This is a genomic window from Clostridium fermenticellae, from assembly GCF_003600355.1.
GTDB classification, from domain to species: Bacteria; Bacillota; Clostridia; order Clostridiales; family Clostridiaceae; genus Clostridium_AV; species Clostridium_AV fermenticellae.
The window spans coordinates 846,596-867,950 of record NZ_CP032416.1; the positions used below are offsets into that span (position 1 = coordinate 846,596).

Consider the following 21,355-nt stretch of genomic DNA (forward strand, 5'->3'; position numbering starts at 1 on the left):
CCATAATTTTATTGAAATGCACAACATATTTGTATTATAATGGAAATATAGTTATTAACTTTATAAGAATAAAAATGGTATAAAAACTTATCTCTAGTTAAAAATAATTTTAAATAATAAATTATTTTAATAAAGGAGGTAATAAATAGTATGAAAACAATAGCTGTTATAGGAACGAATAAAGCTTTTAATGGATACCTGTTTAAAATTCTAGATTTGATGAAAGTAGACTTGAATACGTTTAACAGATATATGGTTAAAAAAGAAAATAATTATAATTACATCGTAGTAAATTCAAATACTAATATCAAGAATATCTTTATAAATGGTAAGTATTGTTTAATAAATATGGATTTGGCAGATTATAAAAATTCTAATATAGATGTATTTGGGAATATAATAACTTATGGATTGGGAAACAAGAATACGGTCACAGTATCAAGTATTGATGATAAAGATAGTTTTGTTTATTGTCTTCAAAGAACGCTTTTTTGTGATGATAGGATACTTGAACCACTTGAAATACCGGTAAAAATGAAATTTACTAATGAGGACGAACTATATGCAGCTATGACAGGAATAACTATAAGTCTTATAGAGGGGAAAGATGCCAATAATTTATATATAAGGTAAAACTTATATTTTAATTAATATTTTTTAGTATATTTTATATCTGCTTTGAATAACTATATTGTGATGAGGTAATTTAAAAACTAATGGAAAGAGGGGTTAGAATGGACAATTTAATGTTAAATAATAAAATTTATTTAGAAGGAGAAGTGATTTCTGAATTACAGTTTAGTCATGAAATGTACGGAGAGGGATTTTATACTTTTTATTTTGAGGTTCCTAGATTAAGTAGTACAAAGGATAAGTTATTTGTAACAATATCAGAAAGATTAATTAGTGAAATGGAGATAAAGGTTGGATCTCAACTCATCGTAGAAGGACAGCTTAGGTCTTATAATAAATTTATAAATGGAGCTAATAGGCTTATATTAACAGTATTTGTGAGAAATATTGCTTTCTGTGAGGAAAAAAGTAGAAATCCAAATCAGATATTCCTTGATGGTTTTATTTGTAAACAACCTATATATAGGACAACTCCTTTTGGAAGAGAGATATCAGATATGCTTTTGGCGGTTAATAGATCCTATAATAAATCGGATTACATACCGACTATAGCATGGGGAAGAAATTCAAGATTTTGTAAGAATCTTGAAGTTGGTGACAATATAAGAGTATGGGGGAGGCTTCAGAGTAGAGAATACCAAAAGAGAATATCCGATACTGAAGTCATGAAGAAAATGGCATATGAGGTTTCAATTTCAAAGATGGAAAAGGTAAATAAAGAGAGTGATGATCCAAAAACAGACGAAACATGTGAAAAAGCAGATGGAAAAAATCAAGATGAGAAACAAATTTCATAAAAGTAAAATACTGTAGGGTGGTTAGTTCACAGATTAATTTATGTTTAAGTATATATTTCTAAATATCGTGGTATTTGGACTTACACAAAATTTTTAAATGCTTAGATTTATCAAAATATATATTTACGTGTAAGTTAATCTGTGAATTGTAATCTTTATTATAATGAAAAATAAATAATATTATTTTCTAAGATCATCAAGTAAGTGAGTCTTATCTTTAGTCTTATCATCTACTTTTTTGATTATTTTAGCAGGTACTCCTGCAACTACAACACCTTCAGGTACATCTTCCACAACTACTGAACCAGCAGCAATTACAGAGTTTTTACCTATTTTAACACCTTCAAGTATTACTGCATTAGCCCCTACAAGAACATCATCACCTATTTCACAAGGGGATTTGCTAGGTGGTTCAAGAACACCAGCTACTACAGCACCTGCACCAAGATGAACTCTTTTTCCGAGTTTACCTCTTGCACCTACTACAGCATTCATATCTACCATTGTGCCCTCACCAATTTCAGCACCTATATTTATAACGGCTCCCATCATTATAACAGCATTTTTTTCGATTTTCACCTTGTTTCTTATAATTGCACCTGGTTCAATTCTAGCACCTATTTTTGTAACATCTATAAGTGGAATTGCAGAATTTCTTCTATCATATTCTACTTTGAATTTTTTAATTTTATCTTTATTATGATCAAGCAAATCAAAAACTTCATCAGCTTCTCCAAATAATATATAAAATTTAGAGTTCGCTTCAAAACTTTCTATATTTCCAAGATTGCATCCACTAAGATCACCTTCTAAATATAATTTTACTGGAGTGGATTTTTTAGACTCTTTTATGTATCTTGCTATTTCGTATGGGTTAGTTAAATCGTAATTCATGCAGACAGCCTCCTATATTTTTTAAATAATAATACTATTATAATAAATATCACAAATTAATTAAAGTTTAAATATAAATATTTTTGTAGAATTATAGGATTTGTAATTTTAAAGTTAATTTATGCTCAAGGGAGATACTGACAAAATCCGGTATTATAAATGCTTTTAGTAATTCTAAGCTTAACTTATGCTCCAGCCGGGATTTCCAAAATATGTCACGTAAAAAATTTCTAGTAAATCTAAGCTTGCATTCATAACAATCTAAGCGGATTATATAAACTCGCTTTGCTTAAGCATATATAATTCACTAAGATTTTTAAGAACGCTTCGCTAAGACTTACTATAAAATTTTTTAATATGCCTAAATTTTAGAAATCCTGGCCGGAGCATAAGTTAAGCTTTCATTTATAAACCCTATATTTAAAAATGAAAAGCAGTGGTATAATAAATATTAAGTATTTTGGATTTTAATATTTTAATTTTGAGAATTATTGGAGGAGATTTTATGGGCAGCAGTTTTTTATCAGATAGAGTAAATTCAATAGAAATATCTGGTATAAGAAAATTTTCTAATAAAGTGTCAAAATATCCGGATGCAATATCACTTACGCTGGGGCAGCCGGATTTTAATGTTCCGGAAAAAATAAAGAAAGCTATGATTGATGCTATAAATAGTAATAAAACCACATATACAACAAACGCTGGAATAGTAGAACTGAGGCAGGAAATTTCAAGATATTTAAAGTCAATGGGAATATTATATACAGAAGATGAGATATGTCTGACAGTTGGTGGAAGTGAAGGTCTGATGTCAGTATTTTCTGCGTTAATAAATCCTGGTGATAAAGTGCTTATACCAAATCCGTCATATCCAGCATATGAAAGTTGTGTTAAACTTTTAGGCGGCAGTATACTAAATTATAAATTTAATGAAGATTATAGTATAGATTTTGATTATCTTGAAGATTTAATAAAAAAGGAAAATCCTAAAATAATGGTATTATGTTATCCTTGTAATCCAACAGGGGCAGTCTTATCAAGAAATGACAGAGATAAACTTCATGATATAATAGATAAAAATAATGTTTTGGTCATAAGTGATGAGATATATGCTTCTTTATGTTTTGAAGATGAATACTACTCTATGGCACAGTTTGATGATATAAAAGATAAAGTAATAGTTGTAAGTGGATTTTCAAAAATGTTTTCAATGACGGGGCTTAGAATTGGATATGTATGTGCTAAAAATGATATTATGAGTGGTATAGTTAAATCTCATGCTTATAATGTAACGTGTACATCATCAATAGCTCAATGGGGAGCATATGCTGGGCTCAGAAGTTGTTTAAGTAACGTTGAATATATGAAGCGGGAATTTATTAAGAGAAGAGATTTTGTGTATAATGAATTGATTAATATGGGATTTAAAACTAATTTGCCTAAGGGAGCATTCTATATATTTCCTTCAATAAAGAAATTTAGTTTATCAAGTGAAGAATTTTGTGAGAGACTTTTGAAGGAAACGAGAGTTGCAGTGGTTCCAGGTAGTGCCTTTGGAAGTGGAGGAGAAGGATACATAAGAATTTCTTATGCATACAGTATGGATGAACTGAGAGAGTCCTTACATAGAATAAAAAAGTTACTATAAGTTACATAGTGCATATATTGCGTATTAAGCATTGTTGTAGACACATAAGTAGAATTCTTACTCCAGTGAAATACTGTAAGGCTTTGACACGTTAAAACTTTTTATAAATCTAAAACTTGTGCTGTTAAAAATCTAAAAAACCTGGATAAACTCGTACCTCAGACAGTATCCAGAACTTTAAGATTTTTAACAGCACTTCGCCAGGATTTATAGAAAAAGTTTTAAATGTGTCTTCAGCCTTACAGTACTCCACTACGTAAGAATTCTACTTATGTTTGCAATAAATTGTTTAATGCGATATTCTATATTTTTAATTGATTTACAGTATTTATATCTGTTTTAGGCGTGTGCCGTCTGCTAAAATTTTTCTAAAAGACTTCGCCAAGAGATGTAAAAAACTTTTTAGATGTGCCTTCAGTTTCCAGGTATACCTCTGTGGTGTGAGTTAAGTTTGTCCTTATAAGTTATATATTTAAACCAGGTTATATGCTTAATAAGTGAAATATCACCTTCAAGGGTTCTAGGGCGATCAGCCCTTGTGATTTATACTATAATTACAATTTTAAACATATATTGAAGTAATTAAAAAAATCTGAATAAGATCATATTTCAAATGATATCCGGGACTTTAAGGTCTTTCACAGCACTTCGTCAAAATTTATAGAAAAGTTTTAGATGTGCCTTCGGCCTTACAGTATCCTGCTACGTAAGAATTCTACTTATGTTTACATCAAATACTTAACATACCAATAAAAGTATATAAGTGATTTTATAACTTTATGTAAATTTGATAAACTTTCTGAATATAATTTCGTCTTTAAGGGTTTATGGCGATAGCCATATTAATTTAAAAGTTCTCTACTCCATTTAAACCTAAATCATATATAATCTCACTCATTTTCTTGTAACAGTATTTGCAATTTACATTATAATTTCCATGATTGTATTCTCTTTATAAAGGTTTTACGGACATAGTCCTTGTATACATAGCATTAATCCCGGAGGGATATTTCAAAACTACAGAAGTTATAATAAATAACGAAATCTTTCCCGGTAAAAGATTAAATATATTTAAAACTAAAATAACCTGCCCTTTATAAGAAAAACAGAATGCCCTAACGGGCTTGAAGGCTTACAGCCTTCCTTCTTTAAGTTTATAGTAGTGACTGTACTAATTTAATTATTAGGACATTAACTTCCCGGGTATATAGTAAAACTCACATTTAAATTTAAATAATTCAATAGGACTAACCGTCCTGGAATCATTTCATTTATCTAAAATTTTAGTTAAATATCTTTTATGCCCAAAAAGATCTTAAAGTTCTGAATATACTATCTGAATTACAGGTTATTCAGACTTTTTTAGTTATCTTAACAGATGTCTAAAAACTGCAATTATAGTATAAATCAATATGGCTATCGCCATAAACCCTTAAAGGAGAAATCATATTTATCAAGTTTACATAAAGTTATATAATTATTTATATACTTTTATTAATATATAAAGCATTTATTGATTTAAGTATATAACTTATAAGGACAAACTCAACTCATACCACAGAGGTATACCTGGAAACTGAAGGCACATCTAAAAAGTTTTTTACATCTCTTGGCGAAGTCTTTTAGAAAAATTTTAGTAGGTTATATATGTTTGAGCGAAGCTAAGTTTATATAATCTGCTTAAATTTTTAAAAGACAAGCTTAGAGATGTTAAAACTTTTTTAGGGTGCCGAAGTTTGTGAGTATACCTCTGTGGTGTGAGTTGAGTTTGTCCTTATGTGCTATAATCTTACAACAATGCTGAATACGCAATATATGCATATTCAGTATATATTATTTATTTTAGAACTAAAAATCGTACTTCATTAAACGCATTGCATTTCTAGCTGGAGGTACAAGTGATAACAGATCAAATATTAATCTACTTTTAAAAGACAACTTTTTTATATAAATAGAATTCATAAGAGGAAGTTCTTTTATTTTTTTAAGCTTTGAGTTAATTAAATCAATTTCATTTGTATCATTAACAGCCCATTTATAAACAGCACCTGTTTTTTTCTCGAGCTCCTTTTTTCCTATGCTAATTGCCAAAGAATTCATTACATCAAATATAATTTCTCCGTGATTGAAATGATCTATTATACGTCTAAACAATTCTTTCACCTCTTCAGATGAGAGATATTCCAAAACACCTTCTGCAATAATCAATGTTGGCCGATCTTTAGAAATTTTCTCAAGCCATGAAAAATTTGTGGCAGAAGAGTCAATCATTTGATATTTATCTTTATTAGAATAAAATAGTTTCCGAACTTCTATAACTTCAGGAAAATCTAAATCATACCAGTATACTGTTGATGGTGGGTTAATTCTAGTAATTCGTGAGTCCAATCCGCAGCCAATATAAACAACAGTAGAATTTTTGTTTGCTTCAATGTATTTAATTATCCATTCGTCAAATTGTTTGGCACGAACAACAGTGCCGCTATCATCATCTTTTTCGAACTTTGCGAAATCATAATTAATTTCTTTAAGAATTTTATAAGCAGTATCATCATGAAGAATAGAATTTACTAAAAGACTATCTATAGCCTTTGCCCTTAGTGTAATAAATAATGTTTCTTTTTCTTTAGATAACGATATTTTTTTATTTTCATTCATATGAACGTCCTCCAATTTAATATTTTCAAACTTGTTTTATGCTATTTTTACTGCTGTTAGTTTGCCTACAAATTTGTTTCCTGCTCGGACATTTTTGGTTTCGATTTTTTATGTTTTGTTAAAAACAATGCAGGGATTACTGCAATTAGAGTAAAACCAATTGCCCATAAGAAAGAGACATCGAATGCATTGGAAATTAAATGAAGATTGAGGTTAGTGTGACTCGCCATCTGATGTTGAGCGACAGTTGCAAGAATAGCTGACCCGAAAGCTCCACCGATGGTTTGAAAAATTCTTGTGGCGGTACTTGCATGGGGAATCTGCTCTTTTTGAAGTCCAATATAAGCGGATGTCATGATTGCAATCAGCAAACCTCCAAGTCCTGCACCTCTAATCAATAAGGCAGAAGACAAAAGGATATAATTCGTATCTGTACCTACGAAAGCGAATGGCAGAGTGCCAATTGCAATAGCAGTGAGGCTCATCAGCACAATATTGCGCGAGCCATTATGGTCGGCTGATTTACCAGCCCAGTTTCTAGTGAGCAGCATGCCAATTCCTTGCGGAAGCAGCCATAATCCGGCATACAGAGCGCTCGCTCCGCGTACTTCCTGATAATATAGTGGCAGCATCAGCATGGCTCCATTTGTGATGATTCCACATAGAATCAGAAGGATATTGGAAGCAGAAAAATTTACGGATTTGAAGAGCCGTATATTTAGAACTGTTTCTCGTTTTGCATTTAATGCATAGATGACATAAGCTGCCATTAGAATGATACCGATGGTAAGAGGAAGATAGACTGCACTGTCATTTAATTTTCCATGAGTTGCAATTTGGGTAATACCGTAGATCAGAAGAGCAAATGCCGGGGAAAGTAAGAGCATACCAATCACATCAAGAGATGATTTCTTTTCCGAAAGTTTATCATCCGGTATTCCCCATATAGCTAACGGGATTGCCACGATACAGATTGGAACATTAACCCAAAAAATGGCGCGCCAGCTAAAACTGTTGACGATAATTCCTCCTAGTACCGGGCCCAAAATTGGTCCGAGTAGAGCAGGAATGCTGACGATGGACATAATCTGTCCGAGGTTGCGACCGCCAGAAATTTGTACAAGCTCTGTTTGTAATACTGGCATTAATAATCCTGCGCCGGTACCTTGAATAATTCGGAAAACAATTATGCTTTCTATGTTCCATGATAATATAGAGCACATGGAGCCAATTAAAAAAAGCACTAATGAGAAGATGTACGATCGTTTGCATCCAAATCGTTTAGTGACCCAGCCTGAAATTGGGACAGTTAGCCCCATTGCTAAAACATATCCAGTAGTAATCCATTGTACGGAAGAAATACTTGCTTTCATATCAGCTGCAATTGTATGGATTGCTACATTAACCATCGTTGAATCAAACAGTGGTGCGAGAGCTCCAATAACTAGAATAAAAGCAGTTCTGATTACTATTGGATCAAGTTTCTCATTTTTGGATTTTTCATTAAGCATTGTATTCATATACAAGATCCTTTCATATCTATAATTAAGAAACGTTTGTGTTTCTTATATAGCTATGATATAATAAATATATGATTTTGTCAATAAGAAACTTAATTGTTTCTTACATACTTGCTATATAATAGGGAGAACTAAACTTAAAGCTCGGAGGAAAATAAAAAATGGATGAACAAAAAAAGAATACTCGTCGCCGCGGAAAAGTTCTGGAAGAGGCAATTCTATTAGCTGCATGGGAGGAACTTGCTGAAACCGGCTATGCTCATCTAACTATGGAAAGCGTCGCAGCAAGAGCAGGAACAAATAAGGCCGTTCTTTATCGCCGATGGGACAACAAATCAGAGCTTGTGATTGCCGCCATGCGTAAATATCTACCTAAAATTACTAATGAGGTTCCAAACACAGGTGATTTGCGCAACGATGTATATGCATATCTTCATGCGCGTGTTGAACCACTGAGAAAAATCGGTGCTCAGACTATCAGAGGACTTATGATGGAACCACAAGTTTGGCGTACTATAATTGCTTTGATTCCGCAAATTATCCAGAAGAAATCAGAAAACAAGATGATAGTGGGTATGAAGGCAATTATGAAAAATGCTGAACTTCACGGTGAGGTCTGTCTTGAAAAACTATCACCCAGGATTATTTCATTGCCCTTTGCTCTGCTGCAGTACGAACTTATCACAAAGCGGGGGCCTATTTCTGACACAACAATAGCAGAAATTGTAGATGACATTTTTATGCCGCTTATACATGCATCACAGCATTAGTGGGGTTTTTCACAAATATATGATTGGAAAAGCAAACCGAGATCATAAAAAGATGTATTTAATGTATGTGTTAATGGCGATAAATAAAACAGCTGAAAATCTAATTTTCAGCTGTTTTTATCTATTGACTTATGATGTCATCCATTGAATAAAGTCCATTGTGCTTGCCTGACATAAATTCACAAGCTTTTAGTGCTCCTATTGCGAATACTTCTCTTGATAAGGCGGTGTGTTTTAATTCTATTGTTTCACCTTGCCCTGCAAATAAAATATCATGTTCCCCAACTATACTTCCACCTCTTATAGAGTGGATTCCTATTTCCTGATGTTTTCTCTTTGCTATGCCGTTTCTACCATGCACATAAGTAGTTTCTTCAGGGATAGAATCTTTTATAGTATCTGCAAGTAAAATTGCAGTTCCACTTGGAGAATCTACTTTTTGATTATGGTGTTTTTCAATAACTTCGACATCGAAATTATTGTATAAGAATCTACTTATATTTTTTAGAATATTATTTACTACATTAATACCTATGGACATATTTGCCGAATGAAAAACGGCAATTTTATCAGAAGCTTTTTTTATTTTGGCAATCTGTTCATCGGTATATCCGGTTGTACAGAAAATAATTGGAATCTTTTTATCTATAGAATAATTTAAAAGGCTATCTAATGAATCCGGTCTTGAAAAATCTAAAATTATGTCGCTATTTATAGTGCAATCAGATATATTAGAAAAAACGGGATAAGTTGATTCTTGAGCATTTTTATCTATTCCAGCAGCTATAGTTAATTGAGGAAAATTGGTGATGCAGTTTGATACAACCTTTCCCATTTTCCCATTACATCCATTTAATAAGATATTAATCATTTTAAAAGCCTCCTGTAAAATACAATATTGTAAGTTTTGGCTAGAATCATTTATAGGATTTATAATTTTAATGTACCGGATTTTGTCAGTATCTCCCGGGGATGGATTAATTTTTTAACTATAAATCCTCTATAGGGTTTGTAATTCCAAGATTAAGTTATACGTAGGCTGACATTTCCAAAATGTAGGCACATTAAAAAATTTTTTAGTAGGTCTTAGTAAAGTATTTTTGAAAATCTTAGTGGATTTTATATGTTTGAGCCTGCGAGTTTATAAAATCTGCTTAGATTTTTATAAATACGAACTTAGACTTACTAGAAATTTCTTAGGTGACGAATTTTGGAAATGTCAGCTGGAGTATAACTTAAGCTTTCATTTATAAACCCTATAATTATTTTAACAGTCCGTAATTTTTAAGTTCATTCTTTAAAACCTTTAGATTTGATTGACTCATGTCGCAGAGAGGAAGTCTTAACTTGCCTACATTCATTCCAAGAAGATTCATTGCAGTTTTTACAGGTATAGGATTTGTTTCTATAAATAATGCATTAGTTAAAGCAAGTGAATCAAGTTGCAATTTCAACGCTTCATCTATCTTACCTTCGAAGAATAGTTTGCACATATTACTTATATCTTTTGGAATTATATTTGAAAGCACAGATATAACACCTATACCCCCTAAGGAAAGAATAGGAATTGTTTGGTCGTCATTCCCGGAGTATATATCAAGTTTATCTCTGCAAAGAGCTTTTATTTCAGCTATTTGACTTATATTTCCACTTGCCTCTTTGACTGCAGATATATTGTCAATTTCACTTAATTCCTTCAAGGTTTTAGGAAGTATATTCATGCCAGTTCTTCCTGGAACATTGTATATTATTATTGGTACTTTAATACTTGATGCCACAGTTTTAAAGTGTTCTATAAGTCCCTTTTGAGTAGTCTTGTTATAGTAAGGTGTAATTACTAATACGCCATCCACCCCAATACTTTCTGCCCATTTGCTCATATCTACAGCAGATTGGGTACAGTTGCTTCCGGTGCCTGCAATAACTGGAATTCTCTTATTTACAGTATCAACAGTAAATTTTATTGTATTTTTCCTTTCTTCTAGAGTCATAGTGGAAGCTTCTCCAGTAGTTCCGCATATTACAATAGCATTAGTTCCTGATTTTATATTAAATTCTATCAGTTCCTTTAACTTGTCAAAGTCAACACCATTTTCATTGAATGGTGTAATAATGGCAACACCAGCGCCTTTAAATAAAGTCATAAAAAACACTCCCTTATATTTTATTAAATTTATTTTTTATTTGTTGTTTATTATATATTCAGCTATTTGAATAGCATTACTAGCGGCACCTTTCCTTATGTTATCAGCTACGACCCATAAGTTTAATCCATTATCAATGCTGAAATCTTTTCTTATTCTGCCAACATATACTTCATCATGTCCAGCTGCATCAATAGGCATAGGATAAACGAGGTTATCAGGATCATCCCTTAATATTATACCAGGAGCATTTTTGTAAAGCTCAAAAATATCCTTCAAATCGAAAGAATTTTTTAGTTCAACATTTATGCTTTCACAGTGGCTATATGCTACTGGAACTCTTGCAGTAGTTGCAGTTATTTTTAAATTGTCATCATGTAGTATTTTTTTTGTTTCGTTTACCATTTTCATTTCTTCTTTTGTGTATCCGTTTTTAAGAAAAACATCAATGTGTGGTAAAATATTTCCGGCTATAGGATAAGGAAACTTTTTAGGAGGATTATTTTTATATCCTTCTAATAAATCATTATATCCACCCATACCTGCTCCTGATACAGCTTGATATGTTGAATATATTATTCTTTTTATTCCGTATTTGTCTTTAAGAGGTTTTAAAGCTACCATTGCTTGAATTGTAGAGCAATTTGGATTTGCAATTATACCTTTGTTACATTTTATATCTTCTGGATTGACTTCTGGGACAACTAAAGGTACCTCTGGATCCATTCTCCACGCACTGCTATTATCAATTACAGTAATATTATATTTGGCAAAAATGGGAGCAAATTTTTCACTTACGCTTCCACCGGCCGAGAATAGTGCAAAATCTATTTTTTTATTTTTGATATTATCTTCTTTTAATTCTTCAACTAATACGTTTTCTCCTTTAAATTTTAAGAATTTACCTGCAGATCTTGAAGATGCATAAAAATAGATTTTATTTACTGGAAAATTTTTTTCCTCTAATACTTCTATAAATTTTCTTCCAACCATTCCTGTGCATCCAACAACTGCTACATTATAATTCATAATATGAACCCCTCCCAAAGTGTTTTTTATATATTATATAACTCAAATGAATAAAAATATATACTTTTTAAATAGAATAAGCTATAGTTTTGAAAAAATATAAAATTGGATATAATGAATAAATATAGGAACTTCTATATTTGTTATAAATACACAAAATAGTAATAATGTTATATTTGTATTTATTTTAACTAAATTGGTATAAGATTAGAATATAGTTTAAATTGTATACTCAATTTATTTTTATAATAATATCATAAAAAGGAGGAAAAGACACTTGTTAAATATAAAAAAACCACTGATTTTATTAACGGTTTTAATAAGTTTTACGGTTACAGGTTGTTTACATAAGGAAACATATCAAAAAAAAGAAATTATATCTGTTGATAAAAATCAATATTTAAATATGACTTTAGAATCTGAACCTCAAGGACTTGACCCTTCTAAAGATTATGATACATCATCTATTCAGGTTTTGACTGAAGTAAATGAAGCACTTACAAGAATTGAAAAAGATAAAAATGGAAATGAAGTAGTAAAACCAGCAGGAGCAAAAGGATGGAAGGTTACATCAGATGGATTAAATTGGACATTCTATTTAAGAAATAATAAATGGTCAGATGGTAGAAAAGTTACAGCTAAAGATTATGAATATGGTATAAAAAGAACATTAAATCCCAATATAAGATCAAAAAAAGCATATCTCTTGTATAATATAAAAGGAGCTAAAATTTATAATACATCTAATTATAATGTTTCATCTGATATAGTTTCTGTAAAGGCATTAGATGATAATACTTTAAAGATAACTTTAGAAGCTCCATGTGCATATTTTTTAAAATTAACTAGTTTTTCATTTATGCAGCCTCAGCGTGAAGATATTGTTAAAAAGTATACTGATAAATATGGATCAGATAGCAATTCAACAGTATTTTGTGGGCCATTCTTATTAAAACAATGGATTCATGGTGATAGAGTAGAACTTATTAAAAATAACAATTATTGGGATAAAAATTCTGTAAAACTTCAGAAAGCTACTATGGAGGTTTTGAAAGAAAATAATACTATATATTCACGATTACTGAACGGTTCAATTGATATTGCAAATATAATACAACCTGATTTGAAAAATAAATTAGATAAACAGAACAAATTTAATGTAATTAGTGTAAGTGAACCAACTACGGATTTTGATGTGTTTAATCAAAGCAACAAGTATTTTAAAAATGTGAATATAAGAAAAGCATTTTCACTTGCAGTTGATAGAGAGGAAGTATCTAAAACATTATGGAAGGGGTTATATACTTCTGCTTATGGATTAGTATCACCTTCTATTCAAATAGGAAATGAAAATTTCAGGAAAAAAGTAAATCAAGAACCTGTGAAACAATTACAAGAATTGGGTGAAAACCCTAAGAAGCTTTTAAATAAAGGATTAAAAGAAATAGGATTTGATGGTGATCCATCGAGTATAACTATAACATATCTTGAGCCTGATACAGATTATGAGCAGAAGAATATAGCAGAATTTCTTAAAAATATGTATCAGAAAAATCTAGGAATAAATATAAAGGTTGAATATGTTCCATGGGATAAATTTGAAAGTAAAATATTATCAGGGGACTATGAATTTGCATCTATGATATGGACTGCGGATTTTAATGATCCATTATCAGAATTACTTATGTGGAGTAAAGATTCACAGATGGTAAAAATAAATTGGAATGATAAAAATTACGATTCCCTGATAAAAAAAGCGGCGATTTTACCGCAAAGTCAGAATGATCAAAGATTTGAGAACTTAAAAAAAGCAGAAAATATATTGATCACACAAGATGCTGTTATTTCACCTATTGATTATAGGAATAACAATGTGTATAAGCGTAAATACATAAAAAATTTGATGTGCAATTCATTTGGATCTTTATATGAAATAAAATATGCTTATACTAATGGAAGATAGTTCTAAATATACAAAAACACCGTGCTAGGATACTTTAATTTATATCATGAATACATGAATAAATGTTGATTTAATGTAAAAAATAAGTATTAAAAGTGAGGGTGGTGTTATATATGGGAAGAACTCCATTAAAAAAAGTAATAAAGGCTAAACTAAAATCAAATAGAGAATTAAATGAAGCCGAAAAACTTAGAGAAAAGATGAAATTTGAGATAGCAGATGAACTAGGATTAAGTGAAAAAGTGGATAAGTACGGCTGGAGTGGTCTTACGTCAGAAGAGACTGGAAGAATTGGAGGTATAATGACCAAGAGAAAGAAGGATCTTAATCTTCCTAAAAATGATGTTATATTAAAAGAATATGAAAAATAGATTAATTGGCTTGCCTTGAATAGGTGAGCTGATTTATTGCTATGAGTGCATCATTTCATAAGAATGAAATAATGTATTTAAGATAATTTATTGACTTGAACATTTATAATATATATCATTAAGTAATGATATGATGATTCATAGGGAGTATATGGCTAAAGTATTTAATTAAAGTGAGATGATTAATATATGAATTGTTACGGAGATTTTGCTCATATATATGACGAACTTATAAATTCAGATATAGACTATTTGAAATGGTCAAAAGTGATATTAAAGATTTGTGATGACTTTAATGTTACAAAAAAGCGCTATTTGGATTTGTGCTGCGGTACAGGTAATATGACTCAAAATTTGGCTTCTTGTTTTGCGGAGGCATGGGCCGTGGATTTGTCTTATGATATGTTAACTGAGGCGGATTTAAAACTTAGAAATAATGCATTTAAAGTTAAAATGGTATGCCAGGATATGGCAAAGTTAAACCTAAATAGAAAATTTGATCTTATAACATGCTGCCTTGACTCAACTAATTATATCTTAAAGGAAGAAGACATGATAGAATATTTTAAGAGAGTGGCCTTACACTTAGAAGACAATGGAATATTTATATTTGATATAAATTCATATTATAAACTTTCAAATATTTTAGGAAATAATACTTATAATTATGATGATGAGAATGTCACTTATATATGGGAAAACTCTTTTAAAGAGAATGTTGTGGACATGTATCTGACCTTTTTTGTTCGGGAAGGTGATATGTATAGAAAATTCATAGAAGAACATATGGAAAGAGCATATACAGATAAGGATATACGTCTATTTATAAAACAGGCGGGTTTAAAGATATTAAAGACTATTGACAATTATGAAGATAAGAGTATAGATGATTCTACAGAGAGAATAGTTTATATTGTAAAAATAGATGATTAGAAGGAGATTTATAAGGTGAAGGATAAATTGGTAAGAGCGACTGCTAAAGGTGGAGAAATAAGAATAATAGCAGCAATAACTACAGAACTTGTAAATGAGGGCGTAAAAATTCATAAGTGCAGTGCAACTGCAGCAGCTGCACTTGGAAGGATGCTTACGGCTGGAAGTATCATGGGTTCCATGCTTAAATCAGATAAAGATAGTTTAACTTTGCAGATATCAGGTGGAGGAGAAGCTAAGGGGGTTGTTGTTACCTCGTATGCAGATGCACATGTAAAAGGCTATATTGGAAATCCTAATGTAGATCTTCCGGCAAATTCAAGGGGAAAACTTGATGTCGGTGGTGCTGTTGGTAAAAATGGAAATTTGACTGTTATAAGGGATATGGGCCTTAAAGAGCCGTATGTAGGGCAGGTACCAATATGTACTGGAGAAATAGGTGATGATCTTGCTTATTATTTTACAGTATCGGAACAGACACCATCTGCAGTTGGAGTTGGCGTACTTGTGAATAAAGATTTAAGTATAAAGGCAGCAGGTGGATTCATAATCCAGATGATGCCAGAAGCAGATGATTTAACAGCAGATTTAGTTACATACAGACTTCAAGAAATTCCATCTGTAACAAGTTTAATTGAAAAAGGAATGAGTGTAGAAGAAATACTGGAGTTTATATTCGAAGATATGGATTTAAAGATACTTGATAGCGTGCATCCTGTCTATAAATGTGACTGCTCAAGAGAAAGAGTTGAAAAGGTGCTTATGAGCATAGGAAGCAAAGATTTAAAGAGTATATATGATGACGGAAAAACTGAAGAACTCGTATGTGAGTTTTGCAATAAATCATATGAATTTACGCATGAAGATATAGGAAAAATACTTGAAAGTGTAAATAAATAGCATCACTGTATGATTACTAATTGTAAAAATATATTTTTCTAGCGTTGACAAGGTAAAGAAATTATTATATAATAACAATGTCCTTTAAGGATGTTGTTATTATTTGTTTCAGATGGTAGGTTTAATAATATGGGCGCATAGCTCAGCTGGGAGAGCATCTGCCTTACAAGCAGAGGGTCACAGGTTCGAGCCCTGTTGTGCCCACCATCAAGTTTTAAAATGCGGCCTAGTGGCTCAGCTGGTTAGAGTGCCGGCCTGTCACGCCGGAGGTCGAGGGTTCGATCCCCTTCTAGGTCGCCAATTTGGCCAGATAGCTCAGTCGGTAGAGCAGAGGACTGAAAATCCTCGTGTCCCTGGTTCGATTCCTGGTCTGGCCACCAGCATTGCGGGAGTGGCTCAGTGGTAGAGCGTCACCTTGCCAAGGTGAACGTCGCGAGTTCGAATCTCGTCTTCCGCTCCATTTTGCGGCGCTATAGCCAAGTGGTAAGGCAGAGGTCTGCAAAACCTTTATCCCCAGTTCAAATCTGGGTGGCGCCTCCAAACAGTAAAAAAGCAATTTAAGTATCGGTTTTGATATTTAGATTGTTTTTGTTTTTTATATTTACATTATAATTTTAATATACTCCCTCTATCTATAAGTCTATCATTTCTTAAAAATACAGGATTTACGCTATATTTATTCAAAAATTCAAGTACTTCTTTTCCATATTTGTAATATTTAAGATTTCCGTAAAAAGCCATAGTATGACTGTCTATTAATCCACAGCATCCTCCTATAAATCCATAATCAAGACCTGGAAGAAGTATGTCTCCAGGTGGAACCAAAAGTGTATCTATATTTTCGATTTTGACAGCATTTGCTATAGAAAGATCGCTTGTAATTATTGCTTTATTGCTGACAATAGCTGTTGAACATTTTGTATACCCCTGATTTACATTTATTTTTCTTTTCCGTTTCATGAAATTTAAAAGTACAGGATCTGTATATTTAATATTATGTATAAAAATATCATCTAGATTCACACTATTTAATATAATATCATTTGGATATTTGCTATTTAAATTATTTTTTGATAAAAAGATTTTATATCCTAAATTTCTCAACTTATTTATAAAGCTTAGGGGCATGTCTTTATGTACTAGAATTGTATTATTGTTTACAATTTTTAACAACATATCAGGATGGCCTGATACTGCTTCATAAAGTAAATCTGATTTAGGACACATAAGTGGCTTGAACCCAAGTTTTTTTAGATTATTTATTTCTTCAATGCTTGTTCTGCAATCTATAATTACACACATAAATTTCTCCTATTTAAGTTAGTATCGAGTATAACTTATTATATTATTATTGTCGATATTTGCAAATAAATTTTTGTATATACATTTTGTTTACACATATACTAATTTAAAGAAGGGAGTGTGTCAAATGTTATTACTTACTGTTGTATATGATGATAAAAGAGAAGATTTAATATATGATATAGAAAATGTAGTAAGGTATTTTAAAGAAAAGAACTTTATCATGGGAATTTCAGAAAATATACAGTCTAATACTCACTTCGTGAAGGTATTTTGTGATGGAGAATTAAGTGAAAAGGTATATAATCTATTCAATATGAATGTTGCAGGAATTATTTATAATATTGTTATAAATGAATTTTGTGATAAACATTTATTTGAATTGTTATCTGATACCTATTTCTTCTTAGGATATGATGAAATAGATCAAATTATGAAAAATATTAAGAGTGTACTAAAAGGATATGGTTACAAATTTGATCAAAACTCTATATACTGTATGAATAAAAAAAATATGATATTAGATAAAATTGCTGACTGCATAAGGGAGAATAATGAGATAAATATAAATGGTTTTATAAGATTTAGAATGAATGACCTTCAAGATGATTTGGAAAGTATTGTTGATAAAATAGTAGAACAATATATGGTTGAGAAAGAATATAATGATTTTATAAAACTTTTAAAGTATTTTGTTGAGATTCAGGAAAGTAGAATTGATGAGATAGATATAGTAATAACAGAATATGGTAAATATTTATTAAGAGATGCCACTGGAAAAGATATTACTCGTGAATTACTCATGGATTTGGATGAAATTCAGTATAAACAAAATTCTAATGAAGAGGACGTAATTATAGGCATTTTAATAACAAATTGTCCTAAAAATATAGTTATTCATGGTATGGAAAATATACAAAATGAAGAGTTTATAGGTACTATAAAAAATATATTTAAAGATAGGGTAAAAATTTGTGAGGTATGTGATTCGTGTAGTGCGGTAGAGGACAAATGTGAAAGTTTGTTTAACAGTAAAATTAAAAATTAGTTTTTTAAAATTATCTATTGACAAATATAAATACACATAATATAATGATCACAATAAATGATTAAAACTTTGAAAAGGAAGAGTAGATAACAGGCTACTTTAAGAGAGAGGAATCCATTGGTTGAAAGATTTCTTAGGTAAGTGTTATTGAAAACCACCTTTGAGTTGAGTATTGAACTTAGTAGATATTTCCGTAAATCTGCGTTAAAGATTCTGAGATGATTATAGATTTTATTTATCTATTATCAAATTGGGTGGAACCACGATTAATACTCGTCCCATGTTTTTGGGATGAGTTTTTATATTTTTGAATAAAGACTTTGAAAAGGAAGAGTAAATAATAGACTGCTTTAAGAAAGAGGAATCCACTGGCTGGAAGATTTCTCAGGTAAGTGTTATTGAAAACCACCTTTGAGTTGGATATTGAATTTTAGTAGGTATTCCCGCGTATCTGCGTTAAAGATTTAAGGTAACAAACATTAGGTATCGTTTAGTATTATATTTAATTTGTTGAAGTTGGGTGGAACCGCGATCTACACTCGTCCCATATATTGGACGGGTGTTTTTTATATATAATTATTTAATTATAAATTTATAAATAGGAGGAAACAGTCATGATAAAGATTACTTTAAAGAATAACAGTATTATGGAGGTTGAGAATGGAACCAAAGTATCAGAAGTGGCTTCTAAATTGAGTTCATCTCTGGCAAAAAAAGCTGTTGGAGCGAAAATAGATGGCGAAAAGGCAGAGCTTATGAGTGAATTAAATAAAGATTGTAAGCTTGAAATATTGACATTTGAAGATGAGGATGGAAAATGGATATTAAGACATACTGCTTCACATATATTAGCGCAAGCAGTTAAAAGGTTGTATCCTGATGTAAAGTTGGCTATAGGACCAGCAATAGATAATGGATTCTATTACGATTTTGATGCAGAATTTTCATTTACACCAGAAATACTTGAAAAACTTGAAGTTGAAATGAATAAAATAGTAAAAGAGAATTTGGAACTTAAAAGGTTTGAATTGCCCAGGGAAGAAGCTATAAAGCTTATGAAAGAAAAGCAAGAACCTTATAAAGTTCAGTTGATAGAAGATTTACCAGAGGATGCGGTAATATCTTTTTATAAACAGGGAGATTTTGTGGATTTATGTGCAGGTCCTCATGTTGGATCAACTGGTAAGGTAAAGGTCATAAAACTTCTTTCAATAGCAGGTGCTTATTGGAGAGGTGACGAGAAAAATAAGATGCTTCAAAGAATATATGGAACTGCATTTGAGAAGAAGGCAGATCTTGAAGAATATTTAAGAATGATGGAAGAGGCTAAGAAAAGAGACCATAGAAAGATAGGTAAAGAACTTGATTTATTTAGTATTCATGAAGAAGGACCAGGATTCCCATTCTTCCATCCAAAGGGAATGATTATAAGAAATACCCTACAGAATTTTTGGAGAGAAATGCATGAAGCGGCTGGATATGATGAAATAATGACTCCAATAATATTAAATGAAAAACTTTGGAGACAGTCAGGACATTGGGATCATTATAAGGAGAATATGTATTTTACAAAGATAGATGATGAAGATTATGCTATAAAACCTATGAACTGTCCTGGAGCAATAATTGTATATAAGAGTCAAATACATTCATACAGAGAATTTCCAATAAGATATGCTGAAATGGGTATTGTTCACAGACATGAAAAATCAGGTGCACTTCATGGACTTATGAGAGTTAGGTGCTTTACTCAAGATGATGCACATATGTTCTTGACTAAAGACAATATAAGAGATGAAATATTGAATGTTATAAAACTTATAGACAGTTTTTATAAGGTATTTGGATTCGAATATTTTGTTGAATTATCAACAAGACCAGAAAATTCAATGGGAAGTGATGAAGACTGGGAAGCAGCAACTGATGGATTAAGAGATGCATTGAATGCAGCAGGTATGGAGTATAGGGTTAACGAAGGAGACGGAGCATTCTATGGACCAAAGATAGATTTCCATTTAAAGGATTGTATAGGCAGAACATGGCAGTGTGGAACAATTCAATTGGATTTTCAAATGCCAGAAAGATTTGATTTAACTTATATAGGTGCAGATGGAGAGAAACACAGACCAGTTATGGTTCATAGAGTTGTATTTGGATCAATAGAAAGGTTTATAGGAATACTGACAGAACATTATGCAGGAGCATTTCCAACTTGGCTTGCACCAGTACAGGTTAAAATTATGAATATAACTGATGACCAAATTGAGTATGCTAAGAAGATCGCATGTGAATTAAAGAAAAATAAAATTAGGGTTGAACTTGATTTGAGAAATGAGAAGATAGGATATAAGATTAGAGAAGCTCAGCTTCAAAAAATTCCTTATATGCTTGTATTAGGACAAAAAGAAATGGAAGCAGGTAATATCACTGTAAGAAGCAGAAAACAAGGAGATCTCGGATCAGTTAAATTAAATGATTTTATAAAGAAAGTTAGAAGTGAAATAGATAATAGAATTAGTGAAATAGATTAATAACCAAATATGATTTCTATAATTTTTATGAGCCAATTTAGTATAAAATAATATTGACTTATTAAAAAATTAGTTATATAATAGCATATGTTAAGAAGAAACAGCCGTTTCTCACCTTACAGCACGGCTAGTAAGGTTTATGGAATTTTTGATTTTGTTATTCTAAGGACGGCTTAAGCCGTCCTTTTTATTGTTAACTTATAAAGTTTTGTTA

At 31.1% G+C, this 21,355-nt stretch carries 17 protein-coding genes, 5 tRNA genes and 3 other annotated features; of the genes, 15 read left to right on the forward strand and 7 right to left on the reverse strand.

Features of this window, described 5'->3' with window-relative positions:
- Positions 1-150: 150 nt before the first annotated feature.
- Positions 151-633: a hypothetical protein gene (locus tag D4Z93_RS04180; protein WP_119970656.1), complete on the forward strand. Its 483-nt coding sequence runs from the start codon at positions 151-153 to the stop codon at positions 631-633.
- Between the two features lie 101 nt (positions 634-734).
- Positions 735-1,430: a single-stranded DNA-binding protein gene (locus D4Z93_RS04185; RefSeq protein ID WP_119970657.1), complete on the forward strand. Its 696-nt coding sequence runs from the start codon at positions 735-737 to the stop codon at positions 1,428-1,430.
- 180 nt (positions 1,431-1,610) lie between these two features.
- Here D4Z93_RS04185 and dapD read toward each other — a convergent pair whose 3' ends face one another.
- Positions 1,611-2,324, reverse strand: coding sequence for a 2,3,4,5-tetrahydropyridine-2,6-dicarboxylate N-acetyltransferase (gene dapD / locus D4Z93_RS04190; RefSeq protein ID WP_119970659.1), 714 nt, complete (start codon positions 2,322-2,324; stop codon positions 1,611-1,613).
- Positions 2,325-2,829: 505 nt separating this feature from the next.
- Here dapD and D4Z93_RS04195 point away from each other — a divergent pair.
- Complete coding sequence (locus D4Z93_RS04195; RefSeq protein WP_119970661.1) at positions 2,830-3,972, forward strand: pyridoxal phosphate-dependent aminotransferase; 1,143 nt, start codon at positions 2,830-2,832, stop codon at positions 3,970-3,972.
- Positions 3,973-5,820: 1,848 nt separating this feature from the next.
- Here D4Z93_RS04195 and D4Z93_RS04200 read toward each other — a convergent pair.
- Positions 5,821-6,645 (reverse strand): class I SAM-dependent methyltransferase, encoded by an 825-nt coding sequence (locus tag D4Z93_RS04200; RefSeq protein WP_199798409.1) that lies wholly within the window; start codon positions 6,643-6,645, stop codon positions 5,821-5,823.
- Positions 6,646-6,695: 50 nt separating this feature from the next.
- Positions 6,696-8,150 (reverse strand): MDR family MFS transporter, encoded by a 1,455-nt coding sequence (locus D4Z93_RS04205; RefSeq protein ID WP_243105978.1) that lies wholly within the window; start codon positions 8,148-8,150, stop codon positions 6,696-6,698.
- Positions 8,151-8,311: 161 nt separating this feature from the next.
- On the opposite strand from D4Z93_RS04205, the gene D4Z93_RS04210 reads away from it, so the two are divergent.
- Positions 8,312-8,920, forward strand: coding sequence for a TetR/AcrR family transcriptional regulator (locus tag D4Z93_RS04210; protein ID WP_119970664.1), 609 nt, complete (start codon positions 8,312-8,314; stop codon positions 8,918-8,920).
- A gap of 121 nt (positions 8,921-9,041) precedes the next feature.
- On the opposite strand, the gene dapB is transcribed toward D4Z93_RS04210, so the two are convergent.
- The 3 genes from dapB to D4Z93_RS04225 all read right to left on the reverse strand — a co-directional run bounded on the left by dapB (position 9,042) and on the right by D4Z93_RS04225 (position 12,093).
- On the reverse strand, positions 9,042-9,791 hold the full coding sequence (gene dapB, locus D4Z93_RS04215; protein ID WP_119970666.1) for a 4-hydroxy-tetrahydrodipicolinate reductase: 750 nt from the start codon (positions 9,789-9,791) through the stop codon (positions 9,042-9,044).
- A gap of 391 nt (positions 9,792-10,182) precedes the next feature.
- On the reverse strand, positions 10,183-11,064 hold the full coding sequence (gene dapA / locus D4Z93_RS04220; protein WP_119970667.1) for a 4-hydroxy-tetrahydrodipicolinate synthase: 882 nt from the start codon (positions 11,062-11,064) through the stop codon (positions 10,183-10,185).
- Positions 11,065-11,100: 36 nt separating this feature from the next.
- Positions 11,101-12,093, reverse strand: coding sequence for an aspartate-semialdehyde dehydrogenase (locus D4Z93_RS04225; RefSeq protein WP_119970669.1), 993 nt, complete (start codon positions 12,091-12,093; stop codon positions 11,101-11,103).
- Positions 12,094-12,370: 277 nt separating this feature from the next.
- Here D4Z93_RS04225 and D4Z93_RS04230 point away from each other — a divergent pair, with 277 nt between their 5' ends.
- The 9 genes from D4Z93_RS04230 to D4Z93_RS04270 all read left to right on the forward strand — a co-directional run bounded on the left by D4Z93_RS04230 (position 12,371) and on the right by D4Z93_RS04270 (position 16,800).
- On the forward strand, positions 12,371-14,056 hold the full coding sequence (locus tag D4Z93_RS04230; RefSeq protein ID WP_119970671.1) for a peptide ABC transporter substrate-binding protein: 1,686 nt from the start codon (positions 12,371-12,373) through the stop codon (positions 14,054-14,056).
- Between the two features lie 113 nt (positions 14,057-14,169).
- Positions 14,170-14,427, forward strand: coding sequence for an alpha/beta-type small acid-soluble spore protein (locus tag D4Z93_RS04235; RefSeq protein ID WP_119970673.1), 258 nt, complete (start codon positions 14,170-14,172; stop codon positions 14,425-14,427).
- A 189-nt stretch (positions 14,428-14,616) separates the two neighbouring features.
- Positions 14,617-15,360 carry a class I SAM-dependent DNA methyltransferase gene (locus D4Z93_RS04240; protein ID WP_119970675.1) on the forward strand — a complete coding sequence of 248 codons (744 nt, stop codon included), beginning with the start codon at positions 14,617-14,619 and terminating at the stop codon, positions 15,358-15,360.
- Between the two features lie 15 nt (positions 15,361-15,375).
- Positions 15,376-16,260 (forward strand): Hsp33 family molecular chaperone HslO, encoded by an 885-nt coding sequence (gene hslO, locus D4Z93_RS04245; RefSeq protein ID WP_119970677.1) that lies wholly within the window; start codon positions 15,376-15,378, stop codon positions 16,258-16,260.
- Between the two features lie 131 nt (positions 16,261-16,391).
- A tRNA-Val gene (locus tag D4Z93_RS04250) sits at positions 16,392-16,467 on the forward strand.
- A 16-nt stretch (positions 16,468-16,483) separates the two neighbouring features.
- Positions 16,484-16,560: transfer RNA gene (locus tag D4Z93_RS04255), tRNA-Asp, on the forward strand.
- Positions 16,561-16,564: 4 nt separating this feature from the next.
- Positions 16,565-16,640, forward strand: a tRNA-Phe gene (locus tag D4Z93_RS04260).
- A gap of 5 nt (positions 16,641-16,645) precedes the next feature.
- Positions 16,646-16,720: transfer RNA gene (locus tag D4Z93_RS04265), tRNA-Gly, on the forward strand.
- Between the two features lie 6 nt (positions 16,721-16,726).
- Positions 16,727-16,800 (forward strand) — tRNA-Cys (locus tag D4Z93_RS04270).
- A 66-nt stretch (positions 16,801-16,866) separates the two neighbouring features.
- On the opposite strand, the gene D4Z93_RS04275 is transcribed toward D4Z93_RS04270, so the two are convergent.
- Positions 16,867-17,562 (reverse strand): DUF6873 family GME fold protein, encoded by a 696-nt coding sequence (locus D4Z93_RS04275; RefSeq protein ID WP_119970679.1) that lies wholly within the window; start codon positions 17,560-17,562, stop codon positions 16,867-16,869.
- Positions 17,563-17,689: 127 nt separating this feature from the next.
- Here D4Z93_RS04275 and ytxC point away from each other — a divergent pair, with 127 nt between their 5' ends.
- A complete protein-coding gene (ytxC, locus tag D4Z93_RS04280) occupies positions 17,690-18,610 on the forward strand; it encodes a putative sporulation protein YtxC (RefSeq protein WP_119970681.1) in 921 nt (306 codons plus the stop codon).
- Between the two features lie 60 nt (positions 18,611-18,670).
- Positions 18,671-18,894 (forward strand) — a binding site (T-box leader).
- 27 nt (positions 18,895-18,921) lie between these two features.
- Positions 18,922-19,160 (forward strand) — a binding site (T-box leader).
- A 64-nt stretch (positions 19,161-19,224) separates the two neighbouring features.
- The gene (gene thrS / locus D4Z93_RS04285; RefSeq protein ID WP_119970682.1) at positions 19,225-21,141 is read left to right on the forward strand and encodes a threonine--tRNA ligase; all 1,917 of its coding nucleotides are present in this window, start codon (positions 19,225-19,227) and stop codon (positions 21,139-21,141) included.
- Positions 21,142-21,227: 86 nt separating this feature from the next.
- Positions 21,228-21,337, forward strand: a sequence feature (ribosomal protein L20 leader region).
- Positions 21,338-21,355 lie beyond the last annotated feature (18 nt).